Consider the following 15,035-nt stretch of genomic DNA (forward strand, 5'->3'; position numbering starts at 1 on the left):
CTTTAATGGCAATTTGTAGCAGCGATGTAGCCATAAGATTCTATCATGGCTACATCATCTTTGGGCGCTTTGCCATCAGTTGTTAGATAATCGCCTAGCACCACAGCATTAATGCCCGCTTCAAAAAGCGGCTTTTGATAATTGCCAAAGACTGCTTCGCGCCCGCCTGCAATCATTAGCCGCGTGTTTGGGAGAAACTCTCTAGCCAGCTGCACGCATTCTAAGGCTTCTTCTTGTGAGAGCGTTTGCATAGGCAGGGGGAGGGCTTCATTAGCGATGTAGAAATTTATAGGCGAGCTATGTGGGGATAGAATCTGCAAATGTTTTAAAAGCTCAATCCTATCTCCCCAGCTCTCTCCTAAGCCAAAAATCCCTCCAGAGCATAGCCCAAGCTCTGCTTTTAGCGTATTTTCACAAGTTTCAAATCGCTCTATCCAAGTGTGTGTCGTGCAAATGTGTGAAAAAAATGCTTTTGATGTCTCTAAATTATGATTGTAGCTATCTACGCCATTTTTTTTAAGATATTTTAGAGAATCTAAATCCGCACTCCCGCAACACGCGATAATATGTAAATTTAAATTCGCCTCTTTAATTGCCTGCGCGGCTTTGGCGATGTATTCGCACTTATCAGATTCTAAACTTCGCCCAGCAGTGACTAAGCAAAAGCCCAGCGCGCCATATTCGCGTAAAGTCCTAGCTTCTTTTAGAATTTTATCAATACTTTTAAATTTATATCTTTGAATTTGGGCGCCATAATGCGCACTCTGCGTGCAGTATTTGCAGTCTTCAGGGCAATCGCCAGAGCTTACATTGCAAATAGAGCAGAGGAAAATTTCACGATTAATCATATTTTGCCTTTATATTTTTGGTGAGTTTAAAAAAGTTTATTTATTTTTAAGCGCGCCATTGTAGCAAAAATGTAGCAAAAAAGTTTTTAAAATATGTGTGATAGAATCTAGCCCAAATATAGCAGCAGATTCTATAAAATTAGCAGATTCTATGGAGTGAGTATGAAAGCAATAAGTGTAAGTGAGCTAAATGCACAGATTAAGGGCATTATGGAGCAGACTTTTATTGATTTATGCGTGCAGGGCGAGATTAGCAGCCTTAAAGTGCATACTAGTGGGCATGTTTATCTTAGCCTTAAAGATGAGCAATCAAGCGTGCGTGCGGTGATGTTTAAAGGAAATGCGCGCGCTTTAAAAATGCAATTGGAGGTTGGGCAAAGTGTGGTGGTCATTGGCTCAATAAGCGTGTATGCGCCTAAGGGAGAATATCAAATTTTGTGCAAAAGCATTACGCTAGCGGGTATTGGCGAGCTAGCTCAAGCCTATGAGGCGCTAAAAAATAAGCTGCAGGCTAAAGGATATTTTGAATCTAGTGCTAAAAAGCCATTGCCACGCTTTCCTAAGCGTATAGCGCTCATCACTTCTGCCACAGGCGCGGCAAAAGAGGATATGCTAAAAATTGCTAAAAAGCGTTGGGAGCTAGTGCATATCACGCTTTTTAATACTATCGTGCAGGGCGAGTATGCAAAGGATTCTATTACAAAAAATGTGGCTTTGGCAGATAGCTTTTTTGGCTCGCCAGAGGGTTTTGATGTGATTATTTTAGGGCGCGGTGGTGGCAGCATAGAGGATATGTGGGCGTTTAATGAAGAGTGCGTAGCAGATGCTATCTATCATGCGCGCACGCCTATTATTTCGGCTGTTGGGCATGAGGTGGATACATTTATTAGCGATTTTGTAGCCGATAAGCGCGCTCCCACGCCATCTGCGGCAATGGAATTACTGCTGCCGGATAAATTTGAGTGGCTGCGCGTTATTGATGAGATGATAAATAGCTTTAATGAAACGCTACAGCAGCATATAGTGCGTAAAGTCGAGGCTTTAGCACAGGTAAAAGAGTATTTTAATTTATATAATTTTGAGCGGCAGTATATGGGCAAAAAGGAGCAGATTGAGGCTTTAGGGCAGCTTATGCGTAGCGCGTTTGGCAGTATTTTGCAAGAGAGGGATACGCAGTGTGATTATGCAAAAACATCGCTTGTGCAGCTTTATGGGTATAAGCTTAAGCAGTATGAGGCGCTTTGTGCGCATTTAGTTGAGAATCTAGGCGCGCTTAATCCTGCTTTGCTTTCATATCGCGGCTTTGTGCAGGTAAGCAGAGATAATAAGCCCTTAAAGCTAGAGCAAATCGAGCTTAATGAGGAATTTATGCTAAGCAACTTAGCGCATTCAATTTATGCCAAAAGGGTGAAGTAGCGTATATGGGCTAGATTCTGTAGTTTTTATAGAATCTAGCTAGCTTTTAATTAAGGCAGAATTCACTTTTTTTAACTACAATGCCAAGTTTTAAACTTCTAAAACGAAAGCAGAGAATCCACAAATGCAAAGCATACGAAATATCGCAGTGATTGCGCATGTCGACCATGGTAAGACTACGCTTGTAGATGGGCTGCTAACGCAGTCTGGCACATTTAGCGAGCGAGAGCAGGTAAGTGAGCGCGTAATGGATAGCAACGACCTAGAGCGTGAGCGCGGCATCACGATTTTAAGCAAAAATACCGCCATAAACTACAAAGGCACGAAAATCAACATCATCGATACGCCCGGGCACGCTGACTTTGGCGGTGAGGTCGAGCGCGTGCTAAAAATGGTAGATGGCGTGCTGCTGCTAGTCGATGCGCAAGAGGGCGTGATGCCTCAAACTAAATTTGTCGTAAAAAAGGCGTTAAATCTAGGGCTAAAGCCAATTGTAGTGGTAAATAAAATCGATAAACCCGCTGCCACGCCTGATAAAGTGGTCGATGAAGTATTTGATTTATTCGTAGCGATGGGGGCAAGTGACGCACAGCTTGACTTCCCTGTGATATATGCCGCAGCGCGCGATGGCTACGCTATTGCTGAGCTAGAAGATGAGCGAAAGAATTTAGAGCCACTTTTTCAAGCCATAATTACGCATGTGCCAGAGCCTAGCGGCAGTAGTGATAAGCCCTTGCAAATGCAGGTTTTCACGCTTGATTATGACAACTATGTGGGGAAAATCGGCATTGCGCGTGTGTTTAATGGGCGCGTGAAAAAGGGCGAGAATGTGCTTTTGGCTAAGAGTGACGGCGAGAAAGAGAGCGGGAAAATCACTAAGCTTATTGGCTTTTTGGGACTTGCGCGCACTGAGATAGAATCTGCACAGGCTGGCGACATCGTGGCGATAGCGGGGTTTAATGCCGTTGATGTGGGAGATTCTATCGTGGATATTAATAATCCTATGCCGCTTGACCCAATGCACTTAGAGGAGCCAACGATGAGTGTGAATTTCGCCGTGAATGATAGCCCATTAGCTGGGCTAGAGGGCAAGCATGTCACGGCAAATAAGCTAAAAGATAGGCTATTAAAGGAAATGCAAACAAATATCGCTATGAAGTGCGAGGAGCTAGGCGAGGGCAAGTTTAAGGTAAGTGGGCGCGGCGAGCTGCAGATTACGATTTTAGCGGAGAATCTGCGACGTGAGGGGTATGAGTTTAGCATTTCGCGTCCGGAAGTGATAATAAAAGAGATAGATGGCGTGAAATGCGAGCCGTTTGAACATTTAGTGATTGATACGCCGCAAGATTTTAGTGGCACGATAATCGAAAAGCTAGGACGCAAAAAGGCTGAGATGAAAGCGATGAATCCTATGGGCGATGGCTATACGCGACTTGAGTTTGAAATCCCTGCAAGGGGGCTAATTGGCTATCGTAGCGAGTTTTTGACCGATACGAAGGGCGAAGGCGTGATGAATCATAGCTTTTTGGAGTTTAGGGCATATAGCGGGAGTGTGGAGACGCGTAAAAATGGCGCGCTTGTGAGTATGGAGAGTGGCGAGGCGACTGGGTTTTCGCTGTTTAATATTCAAGAGAGAGGCGTGCTATTTATCGCGCCGCAAACTAAAGTGTATGTGGGAATGATAATCGGCGAGCATAGCCGCGATAATGACCTTGATGTCAATCCTATTAAGTCAAAGCATTTAACGAATATGCGAGCAAGCGGCAGTGATGATGCCATAAAGCTTGTGCCGCCGCGTGAGATGACGCTAGAGCGCGCGTTAGAGTGGATAGAAGATGATGAAATCCTTGAAATCACGCCACTAAACATTAGAATCCGCAAAAAGATTCTAGAGCCAAATATGAGGAAAAGGGCGAAGGGGAAGTAGGATTTAACTCGTTGTCATTGATAAATAGCAAATTTGAGGAGTTTAAGGAGAGTGAGATTTTATAGAATCTAGGTTGGTTTATAAAGGGGTGGGCGCACCTTTTTATTAAGCTAATGGCTTAAGATTAATTTAAGGAGAATATATGAATCCATTCCTAGAATCAATTTATTTTCGGCACGCTTGCAAACTTTTTGATAAAAGCAAGAAAATCCCGCGAGAGATTTTTGATGAAATACTGGAAGTAGGGAGGCTTGCCCCTAGTTCTTTTGGAATGGAGCCTACAAGGCTTATAGTCGTGCGCAGCGATAAGGCAAAGCAGGAGCTATATCCTTTGTGTTGGGAGCAGCCACAAATCACAACTGCGAGCGAAGTGGTAGTGTTTAAGAGTTTGCAAAGTGATTTGATACCTCCAAGTGAATATGTGAAAAACAACACGCGCAGGCGAAAAATGGATTTGGCAACTTATGAGGTATTTTGTAATCGCTATGGTGGATATCTTAAGGCGCGTGGGTTTGTAGATGATAAGATTGCTTATTGGAGCGCACTGCAGGCTTATATTATGGCGACATATATGGTGGGCTATGCGAGTTATCTTAAGATTGATACTTGCTTTATTGAGGGCTTTGATAAAAGAAAGGTAGAGCAACTCTATGGGCTTGATACTTTTAAAGAGCAAGTGAGCCTTATTGTGTGCTTTGGCTATCGTGCAAAAGCGCAGCAGCCACGTTTTAGGATAGGTATTGATGAATTAGTGGAATACAAATAAGGGGGCGCTATGTTAGATGTTATCACAGTTACCAAAAGAGATGGACGCCTTGAGCCCCTTGATATTTCAAAGATACAAAAGCACACATCTGCTGCGGTAGAGGGCTTAGATGGTGTAAGTCAAAGTGAATTAGAAGTAGATGCAAAGATTTTATTTAAGGATAGGATTACCACAGAGGAAATCCAGCAAACCCTCATTAAAACTGCCGCAAATAAGATTGATGTAAATACGCCTAATTGGAGCTTTGTGGCAGCGCGTTTGTTTTTATATGATTTATATCATAAAGTGACAGGTTGGACGGGATATAAGAGTCTTGAAGAATACTTTGTGCGCGGCGAGAAAGAGGGTAAGCTAGTTTGTGGTGTTAAAGAAAAGTATGATTTAGCTCTTTTAGATTCTCACATCAAGCCTGAACGCGATTTGCAGTTTAATTATTTGGGGATTAAAACGCTCTATGACCGCTATTTGCTTAAAGATTCTGATAATCGTCCTATAGAGCTACCGCAGCATATGTTTATGGCTATTGCGATGTTTTTAGCGCAGAATGAAAGCGATTGCAATGCTTGGGCGATTAAATTTTATAATATGATTTCTTTATTTGAGGTGATTTGCGCTACGCCTACGCTTGCAAATGCACGCACTACGCGACATCAACTAAGTTCTTGCTTTGTGGGCAGCACGCCTGATAATATAGAGGGTATTTTTGATGCGTATAAGGAAATGGCGCTACTTAGCAAGTATGGAGGCGGTATAGGCTGGGATTTTAGCCGTGTTCGAGGGCTTGGAAGCTACATTGATGGGCATAAAAATGCTGCGGGCGGCGTTGTGCCATTTTTAAAAATTGCTAATGATGTGGCTATTGCAGTAGACCAGCTAGGCACGCGTAAAGGGGCGATTGCTACTTATTTGGAGATATGGCATAATGATATCCAAGATTTTATTGACTTGCGTAAAAATAGTGGCGAGGAGCGCAGGCGCGCGCATGATTTATTTCCAGCGGTGTGGATTTGTGATTTGTTTATGAAGCGTGTGGAGGCAAATGAGTTTTGGACGCTTTTTGACCCCTATCAATGCCCTGAATTGACTGAACTTTACGGAGAGGCTTTTGAGGCAAAATACATCGAGTATGAGCGTTCAGATTCTGTATTAAAATCGCGCGTTTTGGCAAAAGATTTGTGGAAAAAGATTTTGACTAATTACTTTGAATCTGGCTTGCCTTTTTTATGCTTTAAGGATAGTGCCAATAGGGCAAACCCAAACAAGCATGCAGGCATTATTAGAAGCTCTAACCTCTGCACAGAGATTTTTCAAAATACAAACCCAAATCACTATGTGGTGGAAGTGGAGTTTGTCGATGGCTCAAAGACTATTTATGAGGAAAAAGAGCTAGTGAAGCTTGATAGTGGCGTTACTAAAAAAGCAAATAAAATTACAAGCATAGATTCTATAAATGGCAAAAAGGTCTTTATCACAACGCGCGTGGCTCAAGGCGGCGATACTGCGGTGTGCAATCTTGCAAGTGTGAATTTGAGCAAAATCCACACTAAAGAGGATATCGAGCGCGTGCTACCTATTGCTATTAGAATGCTTGACAATGTGATTGATTTAAATTTCTATCCTAATCGTAAGGTAAAGGTTACAAATGCGCAAAATCGTGCTATCGGGCTTGGTGTCATGGGTGAAGCGGAGATGCTTGCGCGTGCGGGCATAGAGTGGGGGAGTGAAGCACATTTGGCAAAAATCGATGAAGTGTTAGAACTTATTAGCTTTCATGCCATTTCCTCAAGCTCACATCTTGCGGAGGAGAAGGGTAAATATCCTCAATTTGAAGGAAGCAGCTGGAGCAAAGGCATTTTTCCCATTGATGTGGCGAATAAAGAGGCGCTTAAGCTTGTCGATAGGGGAGGATTATTCTCGCAGCAGTGCGATTGGGAGTCTTTACGGGCAAGGGTTAAAACACATGGTATGCGTAATGGCTACCTTATGGCAATTGCTCCTACAAGCTCTATCAGCATTTTGGTTGGCACGACACAAACTATTGAGCCTATATATCGCAAAAAGTGGTATGAAGAGAATCTAAGCGGGCTTATTCCGGTAGTTGTGCCGCATTTGAGCCTAGATACTTGGAATTACTATGTATCAGCATATGATATTGACCAGACGCTTATTATTAAAGCAGCAGCCGTTCGGCAAAAGTGGATAGACCAGGGGCAAAGCACAAATATTTTTGTGCGCATCGATAAAGCAAGCGGTAAAATGCTGCATGAAATCTACACGCTCGCATGGAAATTAGGGCTAAAAAGCACTTATTATTTGCGCTCTCAAAGCCCAGAGGTAGAGGAGCAAATCATGGATAGAAGTGCTGAATGCATCAATTGTCAATAGCAGATTCTATAAATTTAAGCATAGTGAGGGAGATATATGGCACTTCAAGAAGAATTTAAAAAGCAGGGTGATTTTTTATTTCGCTATCGTAGTTATTTGCCTTTGTGCATGGTGCCTGTTTTTGTGCTAGTTGTCCTCACATCGCAGACTTTTCTTTATGATGATAAAACAGGCTACAATACTCCTTTAATCATCGCAGCTATCATTGTAGGGCTAATGGGGGGGGGGGGGGGGTGAGAATCTGTGTAGCAGGCTTTGCACCGCGCGATACTTCTGGGCGTAATACAAAGGAGCAAAAGGCAAGCGTGCTTAATCACACAGGATTATATTCACTATGCCGCAATCCTTTATATTTGGGCAATTTCTTGATGATGCTCTCTCCTATTATTTTGCTTGGAAACTGGCTTTTTATAGTGATTTTTGCTTTGAGTTTTTGGCTTTATTATGAGCGAATTATTTTTGCTGAAGAGAGTTTCTTGCGAGCAAAATTTGGGCAAGCATATATTGATTGGACGATGCATACGCCGCCATTTTTTCCTAAACTCAAAGGCTATGTGCCAAACAATATACCTTTTTCTTTGCGCTCTATGATTAAGCGCGAGTATCATTCATTTTTTGGGCTTGCTGCCTCGCTGTTTGTGTTTCATTATGTGGCGGTGGCTCTTGTATGCTGGCTTCATGGCTGGAAGTTCCCAAAACCTGATGATATACTCACTTGGCTTTTTGGTATTTCGGCGATATTTTATATACTTGTGCGCATTTTGGTAAAAACTACAAAAATCTTTGTAGTCGATGGCCGGTAGGTTATTACTTGAGCCTCTTTTTCAAAAATCGTAAAGGCTTTTGGATAATATCTGCGATGTTATTGCCAAATCTGCGCAATTTTTGAAGTTTTTTATAGCGTTTTTCAAGATTGCAGCGCCATTGCCCAAACCCTCTGCGATAAGCCTTTTCAAGTGGCTGGTTAAAAATATGAAGCAAAAAATCTTCAAGTCTTTTATTATAAATCTCTAGATGATTATCATTAAGAAATACTTTCTGCTCTAGCATTGCCAAATACGCCTCATCATTATTATCAAGATACATAATTCGCTCTAGCACCTCCTCAAAACTTCCATAGAGATGCATATTAATAAACGCGTTTGTGTTCACCCCCCCCCCCGTTAGAATTTAAAGGCTTGCTAATTGTTTCATCACCCCAATAAATAGGAATACTTTGCGCTGCAAAAGCGTGCATAAGTTTTTCCGTAACATAGCCATGCGTGCTTGAATTTTCAAAAGCAATATTAAATTTGCCCTCTTTAAGAAAGGCAAGTTTATCTTTCACGCGCTTGCCCATATTGTTTTTATATCCACCACCGCTATCCACGCGTTTATATTGATTTAAAAATTCAAAAAATTGCGCGCGCCACTCATCTGCTTTGCCATTACTCACCACAAAAGTGCAAAAGCGCGTTTTGTCTTTTACAGATTCTATATTAATGCACTTATGTTTGGTTGAAACTTCCTGCATACACGCTTCGTGCAAATATAGCGGGTAGCGCAGATATCTATCCTCAAACTCCATATAATCAAAACCAATTGCATAATCGCAATAATTAAAATCTGCACGCACATTCTCGCCTGTGGCAAAGATTCTAATCCCATCATAATTGATATGCTCGCTGCCCATAACAGAATAAAAAATATAATCAGGATTGTGCTTTGTAAAAACAAGCTCATAGTGCTTTTGCAGGATTTTAATAATATTCCCCTCCACAGCACCATCGCAAAAATACACTCTCTTAGCAGGTTTTATAGAATCTGCTTGAATGGGCGATACATTTGGAGAGTTTGTAGATTCTGTATTTATAGAATCTGCATTCATTCTATGCCGCCTATGGCTTGACTTTGCGCGCTTGCGATGAGTGGATTTATAAACTCATCAAGCAACCCACCTAGCATTATCTCTTCAAGGCTATAAAGCGTTAAGCCTATGCGATGGTCTGTGAGGCGATTTTGCGGATAATTATAAGTGCGGATTCGCTCGCTCCTATCGCCGCTCCCCACTTGCGTTTTGCGGGCTTGCTTATTCTGGGCATTTTGCGCTTCAAGCTCGGCTTCATAAAGCCTGGCTTTAAGAATTTTTAGCGCCTTATCTTTATTTTTATGCTGTGATTTTTCATCTTGCATAGATACGCTAATGCCCGTGGGAATGTGCGTTATACGCACCGCAGAATCTGTAGTATTCACGCTCTGCCCGCCATGACCACCACTGCGAAACACATCTACTTTTAAATCATTAGGATTAATATCTATCTGCACATCATCAACTTCAGGCATTATAGCCACTGTGATAGCAGAAGTGTGAATGCGCCCTTGAGATTCTGTCTCTGGCACGCGCTGCACGCGATGTGTGCCACCCTCATATTTAAGCTTAGAATATGCGCCATGCCCTTTAATAAGCGCGATAATCTCTTTATAGCCGCCCACGCTATTTTCACTTGAGCTCATAATCTCAACTTTCCACTTTTGCAAATCCGCATAGCGACAATACGCCTTAAACAAATCCCCCACGAAAATCCCCGCTTCATCTCCGCCCGTGCCTGCGCGGATTTCAAGATAAATATTCTTGCTATCATTGGGGTCTTTTGGCACTAGGAGGAGTTTAATCTCCTCTTCAAGCGCGGCTTTTTTAGAATCTAGCTCTTTTAGCTCCTCTTTGGCAAGCTCGCCTAATTCTTTATCCTCTAGTAAAGCCTTATTTTGCGCAATATGCTCAAGCACAGAAAAATAAGCCTTCGCGCTTTGCACGATAGATTCTATATCGCTTTGTTCTTTGCTAAGTTGGGTGAGCTGCTTAATATCTGCGAGGACAGATTCTGAAGTAAGGAGGTTTGAAATCTCATCATAACGCGCCACGATAGGCTTAAGTTTATCAATAAGCATTCAAAATCCTCTTACAAAATCTTGGAGAAAATAAATTAATTTGGGAATTTTAAGCGGATTGGGCGATTTTTTTCACGCTTGCATTGAGGCGCGACACCTTGCGTGCGGCAGTATTTTTTTTCAAAATCCCTTTGCTTACATATTTGTGTAGCTCTTTGTTGGCAATTTTTAGTGCCTCTTGAGCCTTTGCCACATCTTTATTTGCCACAGCCTCACGAATATCGCGCACAATATTTTTAATACGCGTTTTGTAATAGCGATTTCGCTCGGTTTTTACTTTGGTTTGGCGTATGCGTTTTTCTGCGGATTTGTGATTTGCCATTGTTCATCAGTCCTTTTTAAAAAAAATTAAGGCAAAATTCTGCCAAAAGTTTAATTAAATGCAGTTTAAAAGCCATAAGGAGTATAAATGAAAGCAAAAGCGCGCGCGAAGATTTTTGGCACAGATGGTGTGAGGGGGCGTGCAGGGGAGGTGATTACGCCTCTTAGTGTGATTACTTTGGGAGCGAGTGCGGGGATACATTTTCGTCAGCATTCTTTGACAAATAAAATCTTAGTCGGCAAAGACACTCGCCGCAGCGGCTACATGATAGAAAATGCCCTTGTTTCAAGCCTCACTTCAGTGGGCTATGATGTGATACAAATTGGTCCTATGCCCACGCCTGCAGTGGCGTTTTTGACAGAGGATATGCGCTGCGATGCGGGTGTTATGATAAGTGCAAGCCACAATCCTTACGACGATAATGGTATAAAATTTTTTAATCACTCCGGCTTCAAACTCGCACCAGAGGAGGAGGAGAGTATAGAATCTTATTATCACAATGCAAGCGCTATTCAAGGTGCGCTTAAGAGTGGCAAGGAAATAGGTAGCTCAAAGCGCATAGATGATGTCGTGGGGCGCTACATTGTGCATATTAAAAATTCTTTCCCCAAACATCTTACTCTGCATGGATTAAGAATTGTGTGCGATTGCGCAAATGGAGCGGCATATCGTGTCGCTCCTATCGTGCTTAGGGAACTTGGTGCAGATGTGATTGCTATTAATGATGAGCCAAATGGTTTTAACATCAATAAGCAATGCGGCGCTATGCACCCAGAAGGCTTAATGCAGCAGGTGCGCACATATCGCGCTGATGTGGGGTTTGCCCTTGATGGCGATGCTGATAGGCTCGTTGTGGTGGATAATGAGGGGAATATCATCAATGGCGATAAACTCATTGGCGCGCTTGCTTTGTATCAAAAAAAGATTGGTGCGCTTAAAAAAGATGCCATTGTGGCGACTTTAATGAGCAATCTTGCTTTAGAAGAGTTTTTAAAATCTCATAAAATGGGCTTGTATCGCTGCAATGTAGGTGATAAATATGTATGGGATAAAATGCAAGAGCATGGCTTAAACTTTGGTGGAGAGAGCAGTGGGCACATTATTTTTAGCGATTATGCCAAAACAGGCGATGGCTTGGTGAGTGCGCTGCAAGTTTTGGCATTATTGCTGCAAAGTGATAAAAGCTCCAAAGATACGCTTAACCCCTTTGAGCTTTACCCTAGCGAGCTTGTTAATCTTAAAGTAACGCACAAAAAGCCCCTTGATAAGATTGGCGGCTTGCAAGAGCAGCTAGATTCTATTACATCATCAAATAATCGCCACCTTGTGCGCTATTCAGGCACGGAAAACAAATTAAGAATCCTCATAGAGGGCAGGGATAAAAAGCTCGTAGATGAGCAAATGAAAACACTTGTTGATTTTTTTCAAAAGCAATTAAGCCTGTGAGATTCTATACAAATGCATTTCTTAGGCCACATACGCAAGATTAGTGCAAGGCAAATCCGCTTATTTCTTATATTTTTTTTGTTAAGCTTTGTGCTTGACCAATTAGTAAAAATCCTTATGCTAAAGGGTTTTGCGTGGGATAGTGAGGCGCTAAGCATAGGTGGGAGGGCGCTTGTGTATAATACAGGCGTGGCGTTTTCGATGTTTAGCTTTTTGGAGGAGTATTTAAAATATATTCAAATAGTATTTTTGCTCTGCTTGCTCGTTGGGCTGTTAATGAGTGATTTATTTACTAAGCACTATGTAGCGTTTGGGATTTTAATGGGGGCTGGGTCATCAAATATTTTTGACCGCTTTATCCACGGCGGCGTGGTTGATTATGTGTATTGGCACTATTGGTTTGACTTTGCTATTTTTAATCTTGCCGATGTGCTCATTGATGTAAGCGTGGTGCTTATTATTTGGCAAATGCTGCGGGAGAAATGGCAACCCCACGAGCGTTTATAGAATCTAGATTCTATAACGATAGAAAAGAGGGCTTATTGTTTTATCAAGGTATTTATGAGATTCTCAAATCATAAAAGAAAGCGTAAAAAATGATATTTTAATGAGTGTTCGCGCACCTGTGGGTGATATAAATTTAAACCCTTATGAAAAATTTGTATAGGGCGTGGATTGGCGGCTATTAGACCTAAAGACAATCAATCCTATAAATTTCTATTTATTTGCATTCATAATAATAAAGATTTATTTATAGGACGGCAAGGAATGGCTTTTGAATCTATTTCAACGCAAGATTTAAAAAATGTAAAAATTCCCCTACCACCACTAGAAAAGCAAAATAAAATCATCTCCATAATCGACTTTATAGAATCTAAAATCACAAAACTAGATTCTATAAACAAATCTTTAGAATCTAAAAGCGCCCAAATCATTGCTACTCACTTGCTTAGAATCTAAACTACCACACGCTTCAAAGCAGCATGGCGCCGATTGTGCCAGCGATTAGTAGCGGGATATTGTAAGCGATAAAGGTGGGGATACAGGTGTCATAGATGTGATTGTGCTGTAAGTCTGCGTTTAGCCCTGAGGTCGGTCCTAGTGTGCTATCACTTGCAGGGCTTCCAGCATCACCTAGCGCGCCAGCAATGCCTATTAGCAAAATAATTGCCTCTATGCTAAAGCCAAGTGTCACGCCAAAAGGCACATAAATTGAGGCAATAATAGGAATAGTGCCAAAGCTAGTGCCTATGCCCATAGTGATAAGTAGCCCTATCACAAGCATTAGTATCGCACCTATCAAGCGATGATAAAAGCTAGATTCAATAGAATCTATATCGCTAAAAATCCCTGCCACACTATTAATGAGCGCATTTACCTCGCCACTTTGCCGCAAAATCTCGCCAAATCCTGCCGCCACAAGCATCACAAAGGCAATAAACGCCATCATTTTAAGCCCGCCCTCCATTATAGAATCTATTTGCCTCCACTTAATGCCGCCAAAAATAATCATACACATAAGCCCTATAAACGCCCCAAGCACTAGAGAGCCAGTAGCAATCTGTGCGACAAAAAGCATTATAATGCCAAAAAGTGAGGCGTATTCCCTATGCCCCATTTTTGCGTTTTCAATCTCACTTGTTTTGCTTTGGCGATACTCACGCGGGGCGCGATACAGCACAAATACCGCAAATAGCAGCCCAAAAAGCATAGCCGCACCGCCTATCCACATCACAGAGGCGATTTGGCTTAAGGTTACAGGCACTCCATTTGCCTCCATTTGATTGCGTATCGTGCTATGAAAGATTAGCCCAAAGCCTATGCCAAAGGTCACATAAGGTGCTTGCAGTCCAAAGGTTAGCGCACACGCCACAGCGCGTCTATCAATTTTTAGGCGATTCATAAGGCTTAAAAGCGGCGGAATGAGAATAGGAATAAATGCGATGTGAATAGGAATTAGATTCTGTGAAAAGCACGAGATTAACGCAATGCTAAGGATAAAAATAAACTTTTTATTGCTAATACTTTTTGCAAGAAATGAAAGCAAAAAAGTCATTAAATGCGTGCGTGAAATCGCCGCGGCAATCGCTCCTAAAAGTATGTAGCTAAGGGCAATATCAAGGTTTCCAGCCATGCCTTTGATTAGCATTTGGGCACTTAGAGTTAGCTTTTGCAAAGTAGATTCTATAATGCTAGATTCTATAATTTGTGGCGATAGTGGCGAGAGTAGCCCAGCAAGCAGGGCTGCAATGATAATTGATAATAGCACATTTAGTCGCAACAAGCACAAGAGACACATCACAAGCACAGAGACAACCACGCCATTAGTTAATATTGACATTCTAATCCTTAAAAAGCATTGATTGGGGTATTTTACCAGAAGTTTAAAATTTCTATGGCTATATTTTACAATATCGCCATAGAGAAGTCATGCAGTTAGATTTGCCTATAGGGAGCTTGCCCTACTTCGTAGTAATTATTGCCTTGCGCGTCAATTGCCACAATGGCGGGGAAATTTTCAATCGTTAGGCGCGCTACTGCTTCAGGTCCTAGCTCTGGATAGGCTAGCACTTCGTATTTTGTGATACATTCTGAAATCAAAGCCGCCGCTCCCCCCACAGCCACCATATACACCACGCCATGAGCTACCATAGAATCTATCACCTCTTTGCTGCGATAGCCCTTGCCAATCATACCATGAATGCCCTGCTCAATGATAGTGGGCGTGTATTTGTCCATTCTGCCGCTGGTTGTTGGACCCGCTGAACCAATGGCGTGTCCGGGCTTTGCTGGGGTTGGTCCTAGATAGTAAATTGTCTCCCCCTCTAAATTTACAGGCAGCTTTTCACCTCGTGCAAGAGCCTCTGTCAATGCCTTATGCGCCGCATCGCGCGCGGCTAAAATAGTCCCGCTAATAAGCACGCTCTCCCCCGCTTTAAGACTTTTTGCCACTTCCGCGCTAATGGGCGCGGTAATTTTTTTTGCCTCACTCATACT

16 protein-coding genes are annotated in these 15,035 nt (G+C 42.2%); 9 read left to right on the top strand and 7 right to left on the bottom strand.

Annotation, left to right across the window (positions count from 1 at the left end; translation table 11 throughout):
- Window positions 1-2: 2 nt before the first annotated feature.
- Entirely contained in the window at window positions 3-848 is an 846-nt protein-coding gene (locus LS71_RS03515; RefSeq protein ID WP_034354951.1) for a biotin synthase, read from the bottom strand.
- A 162-nt stretch (window positions 849-1,010) separates the two neighbouring features.
- Between LS71_RS03515 and xseA the strand changes: the two genes are divergently transcribed.
- The 6 genes from xseA (at window position 1,011) to LS71_RS03540 (ending at window position 8,145) form a co-directional block, all read left to right on the top strand.
- Complete coding sequence (gene xseA, locus LS71_RS03520) at window positions 1,011-2,264, top strand: exodeoxyribonuclease VII large subunit (RefSeq protein WP_034354948.1); 1,254 nt, start codon at window positions 1,011-1,013, stop codon at window positions 2,262-2,264.
- Between the two features lie 124 nt (window positions 2,265-2,388).
- Window positions 2,389-4,191, top strand: coding sequence for a translational GTPase TypA (gene typA / locus LS71_RS03525; protein ID WP_034354945.1), 1,803 nt, complete (start codon window positions 2,389-2,391; stop codon window positions 4,189-4,191).
- 142 nt (window positions 4,192-4,333) lie between these two features.
- Complete coding sequence (locus tag LS71_RS03530; protein ID WP_034354942.1) at window positions 4,334-4,957, top strand: NAD(P)H-dependent oxidoreductase; 624 nt, start codon at window positions 4,334-4,336, stop codon at window positions 4,955-4,957.
- Window positions 4,958-4,966: 9 nt separating this feature from the next.
- Window positions 4,967-7,342 (top strand): ribonucleoside-diphosphate reductase subunit alpha, encoded by a 2,376-nt coding sequence (locus tag LS71_RS03535; RefSeq protein WP_034354940.1) that lies wholly within the window; start codon window positions 4,967-4,969, stop codon window positions 7,340-7,342.
- A 36-nt stretch (window positions 7,343-7,378) separates the two neighbouring features.
- Window positions 7,379-7,579 (top strand): hypothetical protein, encoded by a 201-nt coding sequence (locus LS71_RS09645; protein WP_238700299.1) that lies wholly within the window; start codon window positions 7,379-7,381, stop codon window positions 7,577-7,579.
- Window positions 7,576-8,145, top strand: a complete 570-nt coding sequence (locus LS71_RS03540; RefSeq protein WP_238700300.1) for a methyltransferase family protein — start codon at window positions 7,576-7,578, stop codon at window positions 8,143-8,145. Before LS71_RS09645 ends, LS71_RS03540 begins: the two co-directional genes overlap by 4 nt.
- Before the next feature lie 4 nt (window positions 8,146-8,149).
- Here LS71_RS03540 and LS71_RS09650 read toward each other — a convergent pair whose 3' ends face one another.
- The 4 genes from LS71_RS09650 to rpsT are packed head-to-tail and all read right to left on the bottom strand — an operon-like array spanning window position 8,150 to window position 10,592.
- On the bottom strand, window positions 8,150-8,470 hold the full coding sequence (locus LS71_RS09650) for a hypothetical protein (protein ID WP_238700302.1): 321 nt from the start codon (window positions 8,468-8,470) through the stop codon (window positions 8,150-8,152).
- Window position 8,471: 1 nt separating this feature from the next.
- Window positions 8,472-9,209 carry a glycosyltransferase family 10 domain-containing protein gene (locus tag LS71_RS03545; protein WP_238700303.1) on the bottom strand — a complete coding sequence of 246 codons (738 nt, stop codon included), beginning with the start codon at window positions 9,207-9,209 and terminating at the stop codon, window positions 8,472-8,474.
- On the bottom strand, window positions 9,206-10,270 hold the full coding sequence (gene prfA / locus LS71_RS03550; protein ID WP_034354936.1) for a peptide chain release factor 1: 1,065 nt from the start codon (window positions 10,268-10,270) through the stop codon (window positions 9,206-9,208). The genes LS71_RS03545 and prfA overlap by 4 nt, the downstream gene beginning before the upstream one ends.
- Window positions 10,271-10,319: 49 nt before the next feature.
- Window positions 10,320-10,592, bottom strand: a complete 273-nt coding sequence (gene rpsT, locus LS71_RS03555; RefSeq protein ID WP_034354933.1) for a 30S ribosomal protein S20 — start codon at window positions 10,590-10,592, stop codon at window positions 10,320-10,322.
- 87 nt (window positions 10,593-10,679) lie between these two features.
- On the opposite strand from rpsT, the gene glmM reads away from it, so the two are divergent.
- The 3 genes from glmM (at window position 10,680) to LS71_RS03570 (ending at window position 12,998) form a co-directional block, all read left to right on the top strand.
- Window positions 10,680-12,038, top strand: a complete 1,359-nt coding sequence (gene glmM, locus LS71_RS03560; protein WP_034354930.1) for a phosphoglucosamine mutase — start codon at window positions 10,680-10,682, stop codon at window positions 12,036-12,038.
- Window positions 12,039-12,050: 12 nt separating this feature from the next.
- A complete protein-coding gene (gene lspA / locus LS71_RS03565) occupies window positions 12,051-12,545 on the top strand; it encodes a signal peptidase II (RefSeq protein ID WP_034354927.1) in 495 nt (164 codons plus the stop codon).
- Between the two features lie 168 nt (window positions 12,546-12,713).
- Window positions 12,714-12,998: a restriction endonuclease subunit S gene (locus LS71_RS03570; RefSeq protein WP_034354924.1), complete on the top strand. Its 285-nt coding sequence runs from the start codon at window positions 12,714-12,716 to the stop codon at window positions 12,996-12,998.
- Window positions 12,999-13,011: 13 nt separating this feature from the next.
- Here LS71_RS03570 and LS71_RS03575 read toward each other — a convergent pair whose 3' ends face one another.
- The gene (locus LS71_RS03575; RefSeq protein ID WP_034354921.1) at window positions 13,012-14,379 is read right to left on the bottom strand and encodes a Na+/H+ antiporter NhaC family protein; all 1,368 of its coding nucleotides are present in this window, start codon (window positions 14,377-14,379) and stop codon (window positions 13,012-13,014) included.
- A gap of 95 nt (window positions 14,380-14,474) precedes the next feature.
- Window positions 14,475-15,032 carry a Fe-S-containing hydro-lyase gene (locus tag LS71_RS03580; protein ID WP_034354918.1) on the bottom strand — a complete coding sequence of 186 codons (558 nt, stop codon included), beginning with the start codon at window positions 15,030-15,032 and terminating at the stop codon, window positions 14,475-14,477.
- Window positions 15,033-15,035: the final 3 nt, after the last annotated feature.

The organism is Helicobacter jaachi, from assembly GCF_000763135.2.
GTDB lineage: Bacteria > Campylobacterota > Campylobacteria > Campylobacterales > Helicobacteraceae > Helicobacter_C > Helicobacter_C jaachi.

Excerpts from the sequence above, each read along its gene's own strand:
- LS71_RS03515 (WP_034354951.1), bottom strand. The coding sequence starts at position 848 with ATGATTAATCGTGAAATTTTCCTCTGCTCTATTTGCAATGTAAGCTCT.
- xseA (WP_034354948.1), top strand. The coding sequence starts at position 1,011 with ATGAAAGCAATAAGTGTAAGTGAGCTAAATGCACAGATTAAGGGCATT.
- typA (WP_034354945.1), top strand. The coding sequence starts at position 2,389 with ATGCAAAGCATACGAAATATCGCAGTGATTGCGCATGTCGACCATGGT.
- LS71_RS03530 (WP_034354942.1), top strand. The coding sequence starts at position 4,334 with ATGAATCCATTCCTAGAATCAATTTATTTTCGGCACGCTTGCAAACTT.
- LS71_RS03535 (WP_034354940.1), top strand. The coding sequence starts at position 4,967 with ATGTTAGATGTTATCACAGTTACCAAAAGAGATGGACGCCTTGAGCCC.
- LS71_RS09645 (WP_238700299.1), top strand. The coding sequence starts at position 7,379 with ATGGCACTTCAAGAAGAATTTAAAAAGCAGGGTGATTTTTTATTTCGC.
- LS71_RS09650 (WP_238700302.1), bottom strand. The coding sequence starts at position 8,470 with ATGCATCTCTATGGAAGTTTTGAGGAGGTGCTAGAGCGAATTATGTAT.
- LS71_RS03545 (WP_238700303.1), bottom strand. The coding sequence starts at position 9,209 with ATGAATGCAGATTCTATAAATACAGAATCTACAAACTCTCCAAATGTA.
- prfA (WP_034354936.1), bottom strand. The coding sequence starts at position 10,270 with ATGCTTATTGATAAACTTAAGCCTATCGTGGCGCGTTATGATGAGATT.
- rpsT (WP_034354933.1), bottom strand. The coding sequence starts at position 10,592 with ATGGCAAATCACAAATCCGCAGAAAAACGCATACGCCAAACCAAAGTA.
- glmM (WP_034354930.1), top strand. The coding sequence starts at position 10,680 with ATGAAAGCAAAAGCGCGCGCGAAGATTTTTGGCACAGATGGTGTGAGG.
- lspA (WP_034354927.1), top strand. The coding sequence starts at position 12,051 with ATGCATTTCTTAGGCCACATACGCAAGATTAGTGCAAGGCAAATCCGC.
- LS71_RS03575 (WP_034354921.1), bottom strand. The coding sequence starts at position 14,379 with ATGTCAATATTAACTAATGGCGTGGTTGTCTCTGTGCTTGTGATGTGT.
- LS71_RS03580 (WP_034354918.1), bottom strand. The coding sequence starts at position 15,032 with ATGAGTGAGGCAAAAAAAATTACCGCGCCCATTAGCGCGGAAGTGGCA.